Origin of the sequence: Desulfosarcina widdelii, from assembly GCF_009688965.1 — a bacterium.
Classification (GTDB): Bacteria; Desulfobacterota; Desulfobacteria; order Desulfobacterales; family Desulfosarcinaceae; genus Desulfosarcina; species Desulfosarcina widdelii.
In genome coordinates this window covers 6,780,885-6,799,090 of sequence record NZ_AP021875.1, presented here as the reverse complement: position 1 = coordinate 6,799,090, position 18,206 = coordinate 6,780,885, and the positions used below count along the sequence as shown (strand labels likewise).

Sequence of the window (18,206 nt, the reverse complement as noted above, 5' to 3'; positions counted from 1 at the left end):
ATGCCTGTAACAGCATTTTCAGCTTCGTCTTAGGCATTTCACTGCCACGATATTGGACTCTCTGAGAGTGCCAATAGGGGTTATCCAGCGTATTCTCGGTCATAGTAACCGCAAAACAACCGAAGGATACATTCATTCTGCAAACGAAGATGAGCGTAATGCGATAGAAATGCTTGGTAAAATTGATATTTTTACCGCCCCACTAAAACAGAATGAAATTCATCCCACCAATAGGCATTCTGAATTTTGGCAACGAAAGGTTGAGCGACCTGATTATAAGAGCTTATGCCAAGATATCCAAAAATTGGGTTTTGTTGGAACAGGTAGGAAATATGGTGTCAGTGATAATGCAATACGGAAATGGAAAAAACACTATGATAGTCAATTCAAAAATTAGAAATTCACACACAGACTCTCACACAAAAGAAAAAAGGCTTACACATTTTAGTGTAAACCTTTGATTTTCTTGGTGGAGCTGAGGGGGATCGAACCCCTGACCTCATGACTGCCAGTCATGCGCTCTCCCAGCTGAGCTACAGCCCCGGAAACGAAAACGCAAACTAACAAAATCGAATTTTCCTGTCAATGCAATTTTTATGGGGCTTTTGTAAAAATCCAGGCAGGCGCCGCTGTGCCGGTGCACCGCTTATTTTGAGACCCAATCTGCCATCGCCTGTATATAGAGTTCGGCAAACGGCATGCAATGCGCGTAACGTTCAACTTCTGCGACGAAGCGCACCACCGGTGGGAAACGTCAACTCGAAGGTCGCTCGACTATTGACAAAAACGGCCATAATACGTAATGTCAATCGGTTGAAAAAATAGAAGATTTTGTTTGGATGGATCAATTGCCTGGAATTGGATACCCGAAGGGGCAAACGGTTGCCGACTGTGTTGCCCGAAATGATGGCCTTTACAGGGTTTCCTTTTCGGGCAGGTTTTTCTTTAACATGGATTTCAACGGACGGGGCCCGACAACGCCCCTGTTTTAAAATGCAGAGAAGAGGTCGTTAATGCTCAACGTGATGCGCAAACATGCCGGCAGTTGGATGATCAAAGTAATTCTTTTCGCCATCGTCATCGTGTTCGTTTTCTGGGGCGTGGGTAGCTTCCGTTCCAGGCAAGCGTCCAAAGTGGCCACGGTCAACGATGAGATTATCGCTGTCAGTGAATTTCGACGCGCCTACAACAACCTGATCGATCAATATCGCCAGCGCTTCGGCGAGAACCTGAATGACGGCATGCTTGAAATGCTCAAGGTCAAGGATCAGGCATTGAACCAGTTGATCGACCGCGCCATCGTGCTCCAGGAAGCCAGGAAACTGGATCTGCGGGTTACCGATGACGAGATGGCGGAATCAATCATGAGTGCTCCCGTCTTCCAGACCAATGGAACATTCGACAACCGCCGCTACCGCAGACTTCTCGCCCAGATCCACCTCACCCCGGAAGAATTCGAAGAGGATCAAAAGAACACGTTGCTGGCCCAAAAGCTGACCCGGGTTGTCGCAGGTGCCGCCAAGGTGTCCGACGGCGAGGCGCGCCTCTGGTACGACTGGCAGAATGCTTCCGTGAGCATCGACACTGTTCTGTTCGAACCGGACCGCTACAAGGATATCGACCCATCGGCGCAAGAAATCGCCGCCTATTACGATGAGCAGAAAGAAAACTACAAGACCGATCCCATGGTCAAGGCCAGGTATGTAATGTTCGACCCAGAAGCCTTCAAGGGAGAGGTGGCCGTTGCCGAAGACGAAATTGTGGACTATTATGATTCCAACACCGACGAATTCAAAACCGAAAAAACCGTCGAAGCCCGCCATATTCTGATCAAACTGGATCCGGGTGCAGACGAAGAAGCGGATAATGCTGCCCGGGCCAAGGCGGAAGATATTGCCAAGATGGCAAAAGAAGGAAAAGATTTTGCCGAACTGGCCAAAACCTACTCGGAAGGCCCCACCAGGGAGAAAGGCGGCTATCTGGGCAAGTTCCAGAAATCGCAGATGGTGAAACCTTTTGCCGACAAGGCCTTCTCTATGGCCCCCGGAGAAATCAGTGATCCGGTGAAAACCCAGTTTGGGTGGCATGTGATCAAGGTGGAGTCCGTCGAAGACGCGACCACAAAGACACTGGAAGAGAGCAAAGATCGCATTGTCGCCACCCTGAAGCAAAGAAAAGCGCGCAATCTGGCCTACGACAGGGCCGAACAGTTCTACGAGACCTGCTACGAAAAAGAAAGCTTGGTCGATAACGCCAAGACATTCAATCTGCCCGTAATGGAAGCCGGTTCGTTCACCCGGAATGGACCGGAAGCACTGGGCAACGCAAAAGGCCCGTTCGCCAAGGCCGCGTTCGCACTAGAAAAAGACGAAATCAGCGACATTCAGGATATTGGCGGGCGCTACTACGTTATCCAAACCACGGAAATTATCAAAGCGGCCGTTCCCGAATTGGATGCGGTCAAAACCAGAGTCCGTAAAGATCTGATCCGAAAAATGCAGACCGACAAGGCGCGTGAAGAGGCCGAGGCCATGTCAGCCGATCTTGCCGCGGGAAAAACGTTCGAGGAAAGCGCCGGCGCACACGGTGTTGCGATAAAGCACACCGGCCTGTTCAAGCGCAACACCCCCATCCCAGACATCGGTTCGGATCCGCAGGTAACCCAGGCGGCGTTCCAGTTGGCTTCATCCGGTGACACCAGCAAAAATCCGGTAAAGGGGGCTGCTGGCTATTATCTGCTTCGGCTGGTGGAGAAAAAATCCCCGGCAGCCGACGGCTTCGAGAGCGAAAAGGAAAGCATCAAGGCGATGCTTCTTCAACAGAAGCAAAGAACCGTAATGCAGGACTGGATCGATGCACGCAAAGCCGACAGTGAAATCAAAATTGAAAAATCATACCTGGAATAAAATGCCATGAATACACGCCACGGGCCCATTGATCCCGACAATCCAAGTGGCTTTATCTCTAAAAAATGCCCGGAATGCATGGAGTACATGCCCTTGAACGCAGAAGTCTGCCCGTCGTGCAAACTTCCCGTCGGCAAGATGAACAAGCATGGCATGGCAACCCGTAAAACGGATTGGAAGGGATATGGGGCCGCCATCGGCGCGTGGGCGCTCTTCTTCTGGTATATCTGGTGGGCTTTTATCAGGGAAACCTGACAACGTTGTGAAGTGAGCATTTCAAATTCCGAAAGGCTTTTGCAACCACAAGGCTCCTCAGCTCCCTGCCGCCCGTGACCAACACGGCGCGGCCCTGTATGCACTCTTCTTCCCTTTCGATTCCGATTGCTGCCGGTTCTTCATCTCGCATTGCTGTTAAACGATGTCGTCACTTCTGCATGCATCAGTTCTCCAAACAAGGCTTGACAACAGAAGAGAAATATAATAGGGCTCATAATAACTAGCTAAATTTCTAGCTAAAACCGCTCTAATAAGGAGGCTCAAGCTGATGAACGATGCGCAAAAGAAACTGTTAGCGATTTCGCGGACCCTTACTTCCCTGGTCAAACAGTTGGAGAAAATGGCGGCAGCCCTTGAAAAAGAAAATGCCAAGGCAGCGCCGGCCAAAAAAGCAAAAGCAGCAGTAAAGAAAGCCAAGGCGAAAGCGAAGAAGGCCAAGGCTGCCCCAAAAAAGAAGGCTGCCAAGAAAGCGGCACCCACTGCAGTAAAGGCCAAACCGGCTACCGCGGGAAACACCATGCTTGATGACATCTATGGCATGATCAGCAGGAGCCGCAAAGGAATCGCCGTGGAACGGATCAAGAAAAAAACCGGCCTGCAGCCCCGTCAGGTGAGCAACGCGCTTTACAAACTGACCAAAAAGGGACAGATCGAAACGCTCTCAAGAGGGGTTTACGTTAAAAAGAAAAAATAAAGGAGGCGTTTCAACCGCCAATCCACACCGCTTTTGTGGTAAAAAAAGCCTTCCGCAGACCCGTTGACCAACGGGCCCGGAAGGCTTTTTTGATGTCAGGGCCTCGGAAAAAGGGATTGCCTTTATCCGGCCATGCATTACTATTTGACCGGTATGCAGAAAGAACGGCGGATAGAAACCGAATCGATAACGGCAAGGTGTTCCGATGATGGGTAACAGCAGGGTAGAAACAGGTAAACACACCCGGATAAAGGCAGCAATCGCCCTTTTGCTGATGCTTTTGGGGGGACTGCTTCTGTCTCCGGGATCGACATTCTCTTCTCCTTTTCCAGTCACTGCGGGAGATGTGAAAAACAGACCGTCCGACCGGTTGCCATGGCCCCATGAAACCAGCGACCTTTCCCCGGACCCGGCGGTCACCTTCGGGCGGTTGGACAATGGATTTCGTTATCTATTGATGCCCAACCAGCGACCGGAAAACCGGGTCAGCCTGCACCTTTATATCGGTGCCGGCAGTTTGAACGAAACCGAAGATCAGCGCGGCCTGGCTCATTTTCTCGAACACATGCTGTTCAATGGCTCCACGCATTTTCCACCCGGCGAACTGGTGCGCTATTTTCAAAGCATCGGCATGCAGTTCGGCAACGACGCCAATGCCCACACCGGGTTCGACGAAACCGTCTACGACATCATTCTGCCCGCAGGCGATGAAAGTAACCTTAAGGACGGCCTACTGGTCATGCGTGACTATGCCATGGGCGCCCTGCTCCTGGAAGAAGAGGTCGACCGGGAGCGAGGCGTCATTCTTGCGGAAATGCGTACCCGGGATTCCGTCGACTATCGGACCTTCAAGGCCACTTTAAAATTCGAACTGCCGGGCATGCTGATCTCCCGACGAATGCCCATCGGGAAAAAGGCAGTCATAGAAGGCGCGAACCACAAACGACTGAAAGACTTTTACGATGCCTGGTACCGGCCGGACAATGCGGTGCTGGTCATGGTGGGAGACTTCTCACCTCCTTTGGCCAAGCGGCTCATCAAAGAGCAGTTCACCGAATTCGCTCCACGGGCACCGGAGCCTGTTTCGCCGCCCATGGGAACGATCCGCCACAAAGGACTGGAAGTGTTCTACCACCATGAACCCGAAGCCGGCGGGACAGCGGTGAGCATCGAAGTCGTCGGTGTCGAAGAACCGACCCCGGACTCGCTGGCTCTGCAACAGAAGCAACTGGTCGAGCAGATGGCCGACGATATGGTGCAGAACCGGCTGGATCGCCGCCTGAAAGAACCGGACGCCCCGTTCACCTCGGCCACCATCGGCAGCGGTACCTACCTGGACCATATCCGGTACGCGGAGATCTCCGCCGACAGCAGCCCGGACAAGTGGTCCGCCACCCTAACGGTTTTAGAGCAGGAATTGCGACGGGCCCTTCTTTACGGGTTCACGGAAGCGGAATTGGAGCGGGTAAAAAAAGACACGCTCAGTATGCTGGACAACGCCGTTCGTGAATCGCCGACCCGCAACAGCACCTCCCTGGCCCGCATGATCATGCGGCACCTTGCCCGCAATCGGGTATTCCAGTCACCGCAGCAGGAGAAGGCCAACCTGGCGCCCGTGGTCGCATCCGTCTCCCTGGATGACGTCCACCGGGCCTTTAAAAACAACTGGCCCGGAGAGCATCGCCTGGTTTTGGTCACCGGCAACGCCGATTTGGGCAAGGCCGCCCAGGAAGGGCCGCAAAAACGGATCCGCGATGCCTACCTCTCATCGGCTGCCCGTGTCGTCCAACGCCCCGAGGTGCAGTCGGCGGCCGTCTTCCCCTATCTTCCGACACCGAAAAATACCGGCAGCATCGCCTTTCGGGAAACCATCGAAGACCTGGGCGTGACCCGCGTCCGGTTGGACAACGGCGTTTGGATCAATGTGAAGCAAACCGACTACAGCAAAAATGAAGTGATGGCCGGCCTGATTTTCGGCCGGGGAAAATCCGCGGAGCCCGAATCCCTGCCGGGCATCTCTCTGCTGGGAGAAGCCACAATGGACGAAAGTGGCCTGGGGGCTCTGGATACCAGCCAGTTAGAGCGGGCGCTGGCCGGCAAACGCACCGGTGTGGATTTCCGCATCCGTGAAACCCACTGCGGTTTTTTCGCCGAAAGTGTGCCCGATGAGCTGGAATTGATGTTTCAGCTATTCTATGCGCACCTGATGGATCCCGGCTTCCGTGAAGACGCCCTGAAACTGGTTCGGGAACGGATGCACCAGGAATACCGGTCCTTTTCCCGCTCCATCGACGGAATGATGCGAATCGAGGGGTTGCGGTTCCTGGCCGGAGGCGACAGCCGCTTCGGGCTGCCGTCCCCCGAACAGCTCGACATTATCACCCTGGACGATATCCGGGAGTGGATTCAGCCCCAGTTGACCAAAGCCCCGCTGGAGTTGTCCGTCGTCGGTGACGTGGACGTCGAGCAGGTGATCGATCTGGCCCGGCGCTACTTGGGAACGCTGGCCCGACAGGATCGGGATTTGGATGCGGTTCGCAACGATTTGCCAGCCATGCCCAACGGCACCATCAAACGCATCGCGGTGGACACCCAGATTCCCAAGGCCATGGTCGTCGCCGCCTGGCAGACCGAAGATTTCTGGGATATCGGCCGGACCCGGCGGCTTTCCGTTTTGGCCGACGTCTTCTCCGAACGCCTCCGGCAGCGTATCCGGGAAAAACTGGGGGCCTCCTACTCTCCGTACGCCTTCAACCGGGCCAGCAGGGCCTATGACGGCTACGGGGTTTTTCAGGCCTATGTCAGCGTGTCTCCCCATCAGACCGATGCCGTCCTCAAGGAAGTTAATGCCATCGCCGCCCGTCTATCCACCGGGGGAATCTCCGAAGATGAACTGAACCGTGCCATCGACCCAATTCTCACTTCCATCCGGGAGCTGCGCCAGACCAACGGATACTGGCTCAACAGCGTAATGACCGAGTCCACCCGCCACCCCCAACAAATCGAATGGGCTAGAAGCTTTCTGGACGACTACGCGGCAGTGTCCGTCCAGGATTTGAACCGACTCGCTGGGACCTACCTTACTGAAAAGCGGGCCGTGGCGATTATTATCCGGCCGAAGGAGGAGGACCCGACGGACAATGGATGAGGGACGAGGGACGAATCAGAACGCAGGTATCGGTGCCTCTGAACTGGCGACAAGAAAAGTACCCAGGCCCATGAACGTCGAACATCGAACGTCCAACTTCGAACTTCGAATAAGCATACTGTCATTTTTGATTTTTGAATTCCTGCTTCACAAACGGCAGCAAATGATCGGGATTTCCTTTTAGTAAACGACGGAGCGAAGCGATCTCCTCATTCAACCTTGAACGTTCGATGTTCTAAAAGCCATTTGCCGGTTGAATGCCTCGCCGGGCCGGTCCGAACCTCTTCGGATCACTCGGGCATAGCCGAGGTTTAATTTACAATAAAAGAAACGGCCGGGAAGTTGTTTTCCCGGCCGTTTCTTTTATTGTAAATTTACACCGGCGAAAAGCCGCTCAACCAATTCCTCAATTCCTCAATCCCGGAATCCCTAAATTCAGATCTCCGACTTCCATCATCCATCATCCATCATCCATCATCCATCTTCCCTCGTCCCTCATTCTTCCTTCTTCACCTCTTCCAGCAGCGACTCCGGCTTGGTAACAAAACTGTCATACTGCCATTTTTTGATGGAAAATACCCAGGGTCCCAGGGCGTCGTTGATCTCTTTGGCGCTTCTTGGGGTCGGTTCCTGCACTTTCTCGGCTTTTTCCTCTTTCTGTTCTTTACTCTCATCCGCCTCCGGCGTGCTCTCCACGGCCGATGGCGTTTCCTCCATCGCCGTTTCCCGCGCCGCTATCCGCAGCGTATAGCTCTCTTCGCCGGCGGTGGCCGGACAGATGTCGATCTCCCGCCCGTCAAACAGATGGTACACCAACTTGGGGAGATCGGAAGCAATCGCCGCCGGGCCGTCGGCCGGTTGGACATCGTCCACCGTCAGCGGTGCCAGGGCCTCTATGACCTGATCGATCCGATTGGCATCGGCGGATCTTCCCTTGGGAATGGGCGTCAATTGGGCGTCTTTACCCTTTTCGGATCGGGCCAGCGTGTACACTGGTTTCTGGCCTTCATCGGCATAACAGGTTACCGATTCGACGGCATCGGCTTTTATATTCAGGATCTCCTTTTGCAGCCATTCGGTCGGGGCCGTCTTCAAAAAACGGAAACTGGCATCGACCAGATAAACCGCGTCGGCATCAATTTTTTTCAGGTACTGCCCCCCGCTGCTACCATCCTCTTTGGAGCGAACCTGTCCCAAAACCAGATCGGCGAGCGTCTTTCCGGAAGCGTCCTTCAGGGTGATCCGGGTGCCCCCGGCCGAGGCGTTGGGATCGGAAGGAGGCAGCAGAGAAAGCCGCGCCAGGCTGTCGGGATCGCCGGGGAAGCTGCGGCCGATTTTGAGCCGGGACAGTTTGACCACCGTATCCCGAAGTTGGTCGAAATCGGCCGGAAAGCCGCTGCGTTCCTGCACCTGCCACGTGGACTCGCCCTTGACCAGGGTGGTGTGGTTCTCGGCATCGGCGATGGCTACCTCGGCGACCTGGTTCACCGGCAGGTCGGCCAAGAGTTTTTCTCCCATTTTAGGCCCGGTCGTGCCGGTGTCCTTTCCCGTACGGACCAGCGCCAGAGCCGCCAGGAGCCCCGCTGCCACCAGCAGTATCGCGAACGTCTTGGCCTTCATCGGTTATACCTTTCTTCTGCGAGTGATTGCGTATACGATTCCGCCGATGCCGATGAGCAGGGGCACCAGAAAAATATTGACGAACTTGACCGTCCTGCCGAGCTGCTCGATATCCGCGCGCAGGTTTCGCCGCACCGTCTTGAGTTCCTTGTTGATCTTGAGTTTTTCTTCCTGAAAACGCTGGATTTCCCGCTCCTGATCTTCGCTGAGAATCGCCTGCTGGCCGGCGTCCTTCTGCTGTTCCAGCATGCGCAGCTTCTCGTTGGTGGCTTCCACCTGCCGTACCAGGGCCTGCTCCTGGTCCAGCCAGCGGTCCTGGGCCTTGCGCTCCAGTTCCTGGACCCGGGTAAAGGGCCGTTCGAAGGTGCCCCGGGAGCGGATGCCGATCAGGGCCGGATTGCCGGTCAACATCTCGCAGCTGTTAAGCAAAAAATTGAGGTTGTCGTTGAAAATATTGGAAATCGTGAACCCCAGCAGATTCTGCCGGCTCAGATAGTAGCCGTCGTAAAGCAAGTCGCTGTCGGCAACCACGACGATTACTGCCTCCTTTTTACTTTCCTTAACCACTGGCGGAGGCTCGCCGAGGTCGGATTCGGCTGTCGCATCGCCTTCCTTGGAAGAAGCAGCCGGCTTGCCATCGGGAAAGGCCGTTTTAAAATGGCCGCTGATCCGCACCGCCAGATTACGCACCGTTCCCGACGGTTTGAAATCTCGTCTCAGGGTTGCGACATCCATATTGTGCATGAAGGCATCTACGGTGGCGTTGTTGGTGCTGGTTTGCACCAGAGGATCGACGGTGGTCGGGCTGTCGGGCAGCACTTCGATGGCACCGGCAACCGGCAGCAGCATGGATTCGAGGTTGGCGGTAATCAGGTTGTCCGCGTTGAACGCGGAAGCCGGAGCGGAAAGCCATAGGGGATTTTCCTCCACCTGGTTTTCCCGGTTTCTCAGGCGGGTGGCGTAGGTGTAGTCGGCAACGGCCTTGCCCTTTTCCATGGATATGCCCCAGGCCGTAAACAGCTTTTCGGGGATAGAACCGCCGCCGCCCATGCGCGGATCGTCCATCAAAGAGAGGGGATCGGCGAAAACCATCAGGTTGCCTCCGCCCAAAAGGTACTGATCCACGGCAAACATCAGGTCCTCGGACATGTTCTTGGGGTGAAATAGCAGCAGCAGGTCCGCTTCGGCATCGATGCTGTCGGCGTTTGACTGGACCTGGATCAGATCGTAGCTCTTTTTCATCTCCTCGATGAAGAACCAGGGCTCGGTACCGGACTGAGGCGTCATACCCATGTTCATGGCTGGCTGGCCGAACACCGGCAGGCCGCTGTAGACGGCGATTTTCAGGCGTTTTGCGGTCTGCACCCGGGAGATAATGCGCGTCAGGTCGTACTCCAGCTGCGTCTCCTTTGTGGGGTCGATAAAAGGAATGGCCGCTTCGCGGTCGGCGGCCATGGCCACCAGCCCCAGATACAGATTTTCGCCGGTGGGCAGTTGGATGCTTTTCATCCCATAAGTGACCGCCCACTCCTCCTCTTCGGAATCGGGCTTGGGATCGTAAATTTCCACCTTCACGTTTCCCTTGCCGTAATGTTCGTACTCGGAGAGAAAATCGATAACCCGCTGGGCGAATGTTTTTATGCTCGAAGGGGCGTTGGTCATGTGTTTGCTGTAAAACACCTTGATCACCACGTCCTGATCCAGGTCGGACAAAATTTTACGGGTGCCCTCGGACAAAGAGTACAGATTGTCCTCGGTGGCGTCCCAGCGAAGATTGGTGCCGGCCAGCAGCAGGTTCGCCAGTACCAGGATCGCCAGTACCAGCAGCGCTCCGCCGGCCGAAAATGCGGTTTTTCCGATGCGTCTCTTACCGTCGCTCATGGATAATCAACTCCTTTAGGCCGATTCCCGGTTTTGCAGAATAACGCCGTTGAGAACAATCATGAAAGCCATCACCGAGAGGTAGTAAAACAGATCTCTTAGATCGACCACCCCTCTGGCGATGGATGCGAAATGAGAAAGAACGCTGGTCGAAGATACCAGGTCCACCAGCCAGGCCGGCGCCCAGCCGGAAAGCACTGCCGTGACCGGTGCGAATCCGGCCAGGATTAGAAACAGGCAGGCCACGACGGCAAGGATGAAACTGACCACCTGGCTGCGGGTGAGGGCCGACGTCATGGAACCCACACTTAAAAAGGCTCCGGCCATGAGAAAAGAGCCCAGGTAGGCGCACAGGATCACCCCGAGATCCGGGTTGCCCAGGTAGATCACGGTCAGCACCATGGGAAAAGTCAAGGCTAGGGCGATACCGATAAAACACCAGGCGGCCAGAAACTTGCCCAGAACCACATCGGTGACGGTCACCGGCAGGGTCAGCAGCAGTTCGATTGTTCCCAGACGCCGCTCCTCGGCCCACAACCGCATGGCCACGGCCGGCACCAGGAACATGAACAGCCACGGGTGCCACTGAAAAAATCCTTTGAGATCGGCCTGCCCCGCTTCGAAAAAGTTGCTGATGTAAAAGGTGAAAAATCCGGTCAGCAGCAGAAAAATCACGATGAACACATACGCAACGGGGCTGCCGAAGTAGCTGGCCAACTCGCGCTTCATGATTATGCGTACGTTTCGCAAGATGTTGCCGTTATTCATGGATCACTCCATTTTAAAATGCTGAAAAAGGTACTTCCGTAAGAGGCGGTTTCAAAATGCTGCAGTTCGGTCAAGATCAAGGCGGAGCGATCATTTCAACCGGAGGCATACACTTAGTATTCCGAGGATTGAAATGGGCGCCCAACGAAGATATTGGCCGAAATGGGGCGTTTTGAAATTGCCTCGTAATTCAATTGCCGGTGGTGATTTCCCGAAAAACATCGTCCAATCGCCCCTGCTCCACAAACACCGAAGAGATGCGCGCCCTGTCGTCCTGCCCGGCTGCGGCGATCACCCTGTCGGCAACCGGCGCCCCGGGATCGTCGGGGATGATGCGCAGCGTGGTGCCGTCATTGTCGCTGTCCACCACCGATACCGAAGCGACGCCGCCCAGTTCCTCGATTCTCTGCTGCACGTCTCCAGCCCCCTCCCCCTTGAGGGTCAGTACCACAGAGCCGTGAAGGGCCGATCGTCGGCGTAGCCCATCCGGGGTGTCGTCGGCCACGACCTTGCCCCCCGCGATGATCATCGCCCGGCTGCACACGCTGTCCACCTCGTCGAGAATATGGGTAGAGAAGATGATCGCCTTGCTGGCGCTCATTTCCCGGATCATCAGCCGCACTTCGTGCTTCTGGTTGGGGTCCAGGCCGTCGGTGGGTTCGTCGAGAATCAGGTATTCGGGATCGTGAAGGATGCTCTGGGCGAAGCAGACCCGCTGCTTGTATCCTTTGGAAAGGGTATTCACGTCCTGGTTTCGCACGCCGGCAAGAAAACAGCGTTCGATAGTCTCGCCCACCCGGCGGTTTCGGGCCGACCCCGAAAAACCGCGGATTTCGGCGCAGAATTCCAGATACCGGGTGACGGTCATATCTGGATAGACAGGAGCGTTTTCAGGCAGGTAACCGATTTTCTGGCGCGCGGCGAGAGACTGCTTCAAAATATCGCTGCCCCCGATGACCACCGTGCCCTCGGTGGGCGGGAAAAAACCGGTGATCATACGCATGGTGGTAGACTTGCCGGCGCCGTTAGGGCCTAAAAAGCCCACGATTTCCCCCTTCTCGGCGGTAAAGGAAATATGGTCCACCGCCAGATGATTGCCGAACTGCTTGGTCAGATTCTTAACTTCGATCATAGACGGGCGCTCTCCATTTCTTTAGGAAGGGCGATGCATCAAGGCGGCACCTCAGCCGCATCCCTGCCGGCTGCACCCAAGCAGGCCTGCGGCAAAGAAAAATGGACAACGGTGTCGCCGGGGATCGTCTGCGGCAGGCCGGAAATCGGCTGCCTTTGAAATCCTGGAGAAAAATAATATTGGACCCCCGCATGTCAAGTCCGTTCTCTTGGAACCGATGATGCGGCGAATCAGGGCGCCGGCCGGCGGGTCACTCCGACCCGGCAAAATCGGTCCGTTTCGGCGCTTTTCGACAAGGAACCCAAATCCGGTCAACGGCCTGTTTTCAAGCATTTTTTCTTGACAAAAAGACTGACTGCGGGTAGGTAGTCGCATGTTCTACCTCCCATTTTTTTCACCCATAGGCGGGATGGCATCCCGCTTGGAATTTTGAGCTTATGAGCACATCGGTAACGAATCCGGCCGGTTTGAAACCATTGGACCAGGGGTCGGAGATCGGTGGGACGGCTGACGTAGTGGTTTTGGATTAATTTGGAGAATGGTTTCACGGCAGAAATCATCACACAGCGGTTGACGGAGAATCCATGGGTACCTTAGACAAAAATGCCAAAGAGGTGATGGATGATGACGCGGCACAGGCTACCGACAGCAAGGACGGCGCCGGTGGGTTTATCATCCTGTTTTTCATCATCGGTTTTGCCGCCAGTATGGTTCTTGGGTGGGTGATCTTTCCCAAGCTCCTCTACTCCGAAAAACAGCAGCCGTTCAACTTCAACCACGCCATGCACGTGGGAGAGGTGGACGAAGGCTGCGAAAGCTGCCACTTTTTCCGGGACGACGGCAGTTTTTCGGGGGTTCCCAAGCTGGCCCAGTGTATCGACTGCCATGAAGAGCCCATGGGCGAATCGGAAGACGAGGCCATCTTCGTCGAGCAGTATGTGGCCATGGAACGGGAGGTCCCCTGGCTGGTCTATTCCCGGCAGCCGGACTGCGTTTTCTTTTCCCACGCCGCCCATATCATCGGTGCAAAAATGGACTGCGTCACCTGTCACGGCCACATCGGCGAATCGACCGAATCCCGCCCCTACGAATACAACCGCATCACAAATTACAGCCGGGACATCTGGGGTAAAAATATCGCGGGAATCAAGAAACATTCCTGGGATCGCATGAAAATGGACGACTGCGCCCAATGCCACAAAGAGGCGGGCATGACCCATACCTCCAGTGTACAGACCGGACGCGATGCCTGTTTCGTCTGTCATAAGTAGTAGGGCGGCGGGAAATCACCTTCAGGTGAACGGTTTTAAGCTTCTGCTTTGCATATAAGGTGAGGGGAAATTAGATGAAAGTTGACAGAAGAAGTTTCTTATCCTTCGTAATCGGCGGTGCAGCGGGCACGGCACTGTCGCCGCTGCCCTGGAAACTGATGGATGACTCATCCATTTGGTCGCAGATGTGGCCCTGGACGCCGGTACCCCCGGACGGCGAGGCCACTTACGAGAACTCCACCTGCTCCCTGTGCCCGGGTGGTTGCGGCATTTCCGTGCGCAAGATCGACAACCGGGCCGTCAAAATCGAAGGCCAGCCGGGCCATCCCGTCAATGACGGCGGCATCTGCATCCTGGGACTGTCCGGGCTCCAGATGCTCTATGGCCCCACACGTATCAAAGCACCCATGAAGCGCGTCGGCGAACGCGGTGAGGGCAAATGGCAGAAAATTTCGTGGGATGAAGCCACGCAAATCCTGGCCGACAAACTCACCGACATCCGCAGCCGGGGCGAAGCCCATACCGTGGCGGCCATCTCCGAGTCGGACAGCGGAACGGTCCCGGCACTGCTGCAGCGCTTTCTGACCGCCTACGGATCACCCAACTTCATCCGCATGCCATCGGGCCGGGACGCCGACGAGTTGGCCGTGAAAACCCTTTTCGGCAACGACGGCAGAACGGGCTACGATGTAGAAAACGCCGACTATATCCTCAGCTTCGGCAGCGGCCTCGTGGACGGCTGGGGATCGCCGGTTCGCATGATCGCCGCGGCCTCTACCTGGAAGGACAAAAACGTCACCGTGGTCCAGGTGGACCCCCGCCTGTCCAATTCCGCGGCCAAGGCCACCCGCTGGGTGCCGATCAACCCGGGTACCGAAGCCGATCTGGCACTGGGGATCGCTGCCCTTATGGTAGCCAACGGGGCGGCGGACAGCAGCGCCGTTTCCGGGTTTGGCGCGCTGAAAGCAGACCTGCTGGCCGCTTACGAAACTGAGAAGGTAGCCCAAACGACTGGTATCGAAGCAGGCGCCCTAGTCGAACTGGCCAAAGGCTTCGCCCGGGCCAACCGGCCGCTGGCCCTGTGCGGACGCGGCAAGGGACAGACCGCCACCAGCCTGCGCGAAACCGCTGCCATTTACCTGCTCAACGCCTTGGCCGGCAACATCAACCAGGACGGCGGCATGTGGGCCATCCCGCAAGCAGACTACATCCAGTGGCCCGAAGTGGAAACCGACACGATCGCATCCGCCGGGCTCCGCCAGCCGCGCATCGACGGTGCGGGCGCCGGCAAATACGCCGATGCCAAATACCTGCTCAACCGCCTGAGCGAAGGGGTCAACGGATCGGGCCCCTATCCGCTGCAGATGCTGATGGTGGCCGGCGCCAACCCCTGCCACGACTTGAGCGACAGCACGGGTTTCACCGAAGCCCTGGCCCACATTCCATTTATCGTCAGCTTTTCCTCGTTCCAGGACGAAACCGCGGCCATGGCCGACCTGCTGCTTCCCGAACACGTCTATCTGGAGCGCTACGAGGACGTACCCGTGGCCGCCGGACTCCACCAGCAGGTGATCGGGTTGAGCAAGCCGGTGGTTTCCCCCCAGTTCAACACCCGCCATCTGGGAGAAACGCTGATCGCGACGGCCAAAGCCATGGACGCCCCCATGGCCGATGCCTTCCCCTGGGACGACTACGAAACCTGCCTGGAGGAAAGCCTGGCGGAAAAATGGGACGCCCTGATGGAGGAAGGTGTCTGGGTGGAAACCGATATCGATCCCATTTCAGACACCATCCGGGTTGCAGGCATGAATGCGCCAGCCGTTGCGGCCGAAGGCGACGAAGGCAGTTTTCCGCTGCTGCTGATCCCCTACGACACCCTGCGGATCTCCAGCCGGACCGTCGGGGATACCCCCTTCATGATCAAAACCGTCGCCGACACCGTCATCAAGGGCCCGGACGGTTTCGTTGAGATCAATCCCCGGACCGCCGGCGACGCAGGGTTGAAAGAAGGCGCTCTGGCCACGCTGACCACCCCACGCGGTGAAACCCGTGTTCGCGTCCATCTTTTCGAGGGAATCAAACCCGGTGTAATCGCCATGGCCAGGGGCCTGGGCCACACGGCCTACGACGATTACCTGGCCGGAAAGGGGGTCAACTTCAACGAACTCGTCGGCCCGGTGGAGGACCCGGCCTGCGGGCACGACGTTGCCTGGGGAATCCGGGCCAAGCTGGCCAAAGCCTAACCAACCTGACACGAGGTTCAGATGAAACACGAGCAGAAACACAACCCGCCCATGAAGTACGGAATGGCCATTGATCTGGACAAGTGCACCGGATGCGGAGCCTGCATGGTGGCCTGCATGTCCGAAAACAACGTGCCGTTCAAGAAAGACGAATCCAACAAGCTGGACAGCATTACCTGGATACGCGTTTTCAAACTTACCAACGGCAAATCGTATCCGGACACGGATATCTGCTATCTGCCGCGGCCCTGTCAGCACTGTGAGGGCCATGGCGGACACAGCCCCTGCGTGTCGGTCTGTCCGGCCACGGCCACGGACTACAGCGTGGAAACCGGCATCGTCAGCCAGATCTACACCCGCTGTTTCGGTTGCCGCTACTGCATGGCCGCCTGTCCGTATCATGCCCGCTACTTCAACTGGTGGGATCCGGTCTGGCCCGAGGGAATGGAAAAATACCTCAGCCCCAACGTCTCGCCGCGCATGCGCGGGGTGGTGGAAAAGTGCAGTTTCTGTTTTCACCGCTACCAGCAGGCCAAGAACGAAGCCTATCTGAACGGCGAAAGCCGGGTTTCCGAAGATGCGTACCAGACCGCCTGCACCCAGGCCTGCCCGGCCGGGGCCATCGTTTTCGGCGACCTCAACAACCCGGAGCACCAGGTGCATCAAATTGTCCGGCCGGACCCCAAAAATGGCAACAAGTCCCGGAACCCCAGGGCCTTCCGGCTTCTGGAGCGGACTGGCACCAACACCAAGGTCTACTACCTGTCCAGCCGGGAATGGGTCCGTCGGGCCGGCGACAACTACCTGGCCCACGAGAAAACCGGCCAGGTTTCCAAACCGCATCATTAAAGGCGGGTTTACGGTAAAGACGGTTTCAAGCGTTAATTGAAACCGGCAGCGAAACGATAAGAACGGCAAACCGTAAAGAGCGAGGAGTACTAACCCTATGGATTCTGCGTTAATACCCAAAGGAGTCAAGCGTTGCCCCATGTGGCAGTTCCTCCTGGGACTGGGCATTGTGGGCGCTGTGCTGGCCTGGGGCGTCTATGCCATGCTGCTGTGCTGGTTCAAGGGACTGAACCAGACCAACATGAACGACTATTACGGCTTTGCCCTGTGGATCTGGGCGGACCTGGCCGTTATCGCCCTGGGTGGCGGCGCCTTTTTCAGCGGCCTGCTCAAATACATCTTCGGCAAAGATGAACTGAAACACATCATCAACTATGCCGTGCTGATCGGATTCATATGCTACAGTTCGGCCCTGCTGATCCTGGCCATCGACATCGGCCAGCCCCTGCGCGGGTGGTTCATCTTCTGGCACGCCAATGTGCACTCCATGCTCACCGAAGTGGCCTTCTGCCTCTCGTGCTACTTCTCCGTACTGACCATCGAGTATATTCCGCTGATCCTGGAAAACCGCCAGTTGGACAAGGTGCCGTTTTTCCACAACCTGAGTCACAACATGCACGAAATCATGGCGGTCTTCGCCGCCACCGGTGCATTTCTCTCCTTTTTCCATCAGGGATCCCTGGGTGGTGTGGCCGGCGTCCTGTTCGGGCGGCCCTTCGCATTCCGGGAAGGCCTGCTCATCTGGCCCTGGACCTTCTTTCTATTCACCTGGTCCGCCGCAGCTTACGGCCCCTGTTTCACCCTGCTGATCACCTGGATTACGGAAAAGGTAACCCGTAAAAAGCTGGTCAAGGACAACGTCGTCGATCTTCTGGCCAAGATCGCCGGCTGGATGATCTTCACCTACACCATCGCCAAACTGTGCGATACGGCCCGCTGGGCCAATATTACGGCACCGGGGCTGGGCCAGACGCTGGCCGACTTTTACACCGGTACCGCCTTTTACGGCTACTGGATCCTTTTTGCAGAAATCGGCCTGGGCGGAATCTTGCCGGCCATCATCCTGATCAGCCCGCCCTTGAGAAAAAATCCCGTCTGGCGGGTCATCGCCCTGTTTCTAGGCGTCATGGGCGTATCGCTCAACCGCTGGGTAATGGTCCTGCAGGTTATGGCCACGCCGGTCATGCCTTTTGACAAATGGGCCCTGTACTATCCGAGCTGGCAGGAAGTGGCCACCACCATTCTGCCGGTGGCCTACGGCATCATCCTGATCATGATCTCGTACCGCTACCTGCCGATCTTTCCCCAGGAAGCGGAACTGAACCCCATCGAGGAAGAAGCCCCTGAACCTGTGGAAGCCACCACCGAACCCGCAGCGGAACTGGAACCGGCGAAAGCCTAAAGAAGGAGGAAAAAAC

General features: G+C 56.3%; 13 protein-coding genes, 1 tRNA gene and 1 pseudogene. 10 read left to right on the top strand and 5 right to left on the bottom strand.

Translation table 11 applies throughout. The features are described 5' to 3' along the window. Positions 1-37: 37 nt before the first annotated feature. A pseudogene (locus GN111_RS31040) lies at positions 38-397 on the top strand (hypothetical protein); the annotation flags it as partial. Between the two features lie 70 nt (positions 398-467). Here GN111_RS31040 and GN111_RS31035 read toward each other — a convergent pair. After that, positions 468-543 (bottom strand) — tRNA-Ala (locus tag GN111_RS31035). A 470-nt stretch (positions 544-1,013) separates the two neighbouring features. Between GN111_RS31035 and GN111_RS31030 the strand changes: the two genes are divergently transcribed. The 4 genes from GN111_RS31030 (at position 1,014) to GN111_RS31015 (ending at position 7,024) form a co-directional block, all read left to right on the top strand. Continuing rightward, the gene (locus GN111_RS31030) at positions 1,014-2,906 is read left to right on the top strand and encodes a SurA N-terminal domain-containing protein (protein WP_155307464.1); all 1,893 of its coding nucleotides are present in this window, start codon (positions 1,014-1,016) and stop codon (positions 2,904-2,906) included. Between the two features lie 6 nt (positions 2,907-2,912). Then, on the top strand, positions 2,913-3,161 hold the full coding sequence (locus GN111_RS31025; protein WP_155307463.1) for a hypothetical protein: 249 nt from the start codon (positions 2,913-2,915) through the stop codon (positions 3,159-3,161). 289 nt (positions 3,162-3,450) lie between these two features. Continuing rightward, entirely contained in the window at positions 3,451-3,876 is a 426-nt protein-coding gene (locus GN111_RS31020) for a hypothetical protein (protein ID WP_155307462.1), read from the top strand. Between the two features lie 205 nt (positions 3,877-4,081). Then, positions 4,082-7,024, top strand: coding sequence for a M16 family metallopeptidase (locus tag GN111_RS31015; RefSeq protein ID WP_155307461.1), 2,943 nt, complete (start codon positions 4,082-4,084; stop codon positions 7,022-7,024). 495 nt (positions 7,025-7,519) lie between these two features. Here the strand turns inward: GN111_RS31015 and GN111_RS31010 are convergent, their stop codons facing one another. The 4 genes from GN111_RS31010 to GN111_RS30995 all read right to left on the bottom strand — a co-directional run bounded on the left by GN111_RS31010 (position 7,520) and on the right by GN111_RS30995 (position 12,425). Then, positions 7,520-8,644 (bottom strand): DUF4340 domain-containing protein, encoded by a 1,125-nt coding sequence (locus GN111_RS31010; protein WP_155307460.1) that lies wholly within the window; start codon positions 8,642-8,644, stop codon positions 7,520-7,522. A gap of 3 nt (positions 8,645-8,647) precedes the next feature. Then, positions 8,648-10,525 carry a Gldg family protein gene (locus tag GN111_RS31005; protein ID WP_155307459.1) on the bottom strand — a complete coding sequence of 626 codons (1,878 nt, stop codon included), beginning with the start codon at positions 10,523-10,525 and terminating at the stop codon, positions 8,648-8,650. 15 nt (positions 10,526-10,540) lie between these two features. Further along, on the bottom strand, positions 10,541-11,293 hold the full coding sequence (locus GN111_RS31000) for an ABC transporter permease (RefSeq protein WP_155307458.1): 753 nt from the start codon (positions 11,291-11,293) through the stop codon (positions 10,541-10,543). Between the two features lie 190 nt (positions 11,294-11,483). Continuing rightward, positions 11,484-12,425: an ABC transporter ATP-binding protein gene (locus tag GN111_RS30995; protein ID WP_155307457.1), complete on the bottom strand. Its 942-nt coding sequence runs from the start codon at positions 12,423-12,425 to the stop codon at positions 11,484-11,486. Positions 12,426-12,458: 33 nt separating this feature from the next. Between GN111_RS30995 and GN111_RS34260 the strand changes: the two genes are divergently transcribed. The 5 genes from GN111_RS34260 to qrcD all read left to right on the top strand — a co-directional run bounded on the left by GN111_RS34260 (position 12,459) and on the right by qrcD (position 18,190). Further along, positions 12,459-12,584, top strand: coding sequence for a hypothetical protein (locus GN111_RS34260; RefSeq protein WP_269433801.1), 126 nt, complete (start codon positions 12,459-12,461; stop codon positions 12,582-12,584). Positions 12,585-13,009: 425 nt separating this feature from the next. Continuing rightward, a complete protein-coding gene (gene qrcA, locus GN111_RS30990) occupies positions 13,010-13,696 on the top strand; it encodes a menaquinone reductase multiheme cytochrome c subunit QrcA (protein ID WP_155307456.1) in 687 nt (228 codons plus the stop codon). A gap of 74 nt (positions 13,697-13,770) precedes the next feature. Next, positions 13,771-15,939: a menaquinone reductase molybdopterin-binding-like subunit QrcB gene (gene qrcB / locus GN111_RS30985; protein WP_155307455.1), complete on the top strand. Its 2,169-nt coding sequence runs from the start codon at positions 13,771-13,773 to the stop codon at positions 15,937-15,939. A 21-nt stretch (positions 15,940-15,960) separates the two neighbouring features. Continuing rightward, on the top strand, positions 15,961-16,788 hold the full coding sequence (gene qrcC, locus GN111_RS30980; protein ID WP_155307454.1) for a menaquinone reductase iron-sulfur cluster-binding subunit QrcC: 828 nt from the start codon (positions 15,961-15,963) through the stop codon (positions 16,786-16,788). Positions 16,789-16,885: 97 nt separating this feature from the next. Then, positions 16,886-18,190: a menaquinone reductase integral membrane subunit QrcD gene (gene qrcD, locus GN111_RS30975; RefSeq protein WP_155307453.1), complete on the top strand. Its 1,305-nt coding sequence runs from the start codon at positions 16,886-16,888 to the stop codon at positions 18,188-18,190. Positions 18,191-18,206: the final 16 nt, after the last annotated feature.

Coding starts and splice junctions, on each gene's coding strand:
- GN111_RS31030 (WP_155307464.1), top strand. CDS start 1,014: ATGCTCAACGTGATGCGCAAACATGCCGGCAGTTGGATGATCAAAGTA.
- GN111_RS31025 (WP_155307463.1), top strand. CDS start 2,913: ATGAATACACGCCACGGGCCCATTGATCCCGACAATCCAAGTGGCTTT.
- GN111_RS31020 (WP_155307462.1), top strand. CDS start 3,451: ATGAACGATGCGCAAAAGAAACTGTTAGCGATTTCGCGGACCCTTACT.
- GN111_RS31015 (WP_155307461.1), top strand. CDS start 4,082: ATGATGGGTAACAGCAGGGTAGAAACAGGTAAACACACCCGGATAAAG.
- GN111_RS31010 (WP_155307460.1), bottom strand. CDS start 8,644: ATGAAGGCCAAGACGTTCGCGATACTGCTGGTGGCAGCGGGGCTCCTG.
- GN111_RS31005 (WP_155307459.1), bottom strand. CDS start 10,525: ATGAGCGACGGTAAGAGACGCATCGGAAAAACCGCATTTTCGGCCGGC.
- GN111_RS31000 (WP_155307458.1), bottom strand. CDS start 11,293: ATGAATAACGGCAACATCTTGCGAAACGTACGCATAATCATGAAGCGC.
- GN111_RS30995 (WP_155307457.1), bottom strand. CDS start 12,425: ATGATCGAAGTTAAGAATCTGACCAAGCAGTTCGGCAATCATCTGGCG.
- GN111_RS34260 (WP_269433801.1), top strand. CDS start 12,459: ATGCATCAAGGCGGCACCTCAGCCGCATCCCTGCCGGCTGCACCCAAG.
- qrcA (WP_155307456.1), top strand. CDS start 13,010: ATGGGTACCTTAGACAAAAATGCCAAAGAGGTGATGGATGATGACGCG.
- qrcB (WP_155307455.1), top strand. CDS start 13,771: ATGAAAGTTGACAGAAGAAGTTTCTTATCCTTCGTAATCGGCGGTGCA.
- qrcC (WP_155307454.1), top strand. CDS start 15,961: ATGAAACACGAGCAGAAACACAACCCGCCCATGAAGTACGGAATGGCC.
- qrcD (WP_155307453.1), top strand. CDS start 16,886: ATGGATTCTGCGTTAATACCCAAAGGAGTCAAGCGTTGCCCCATGTGG.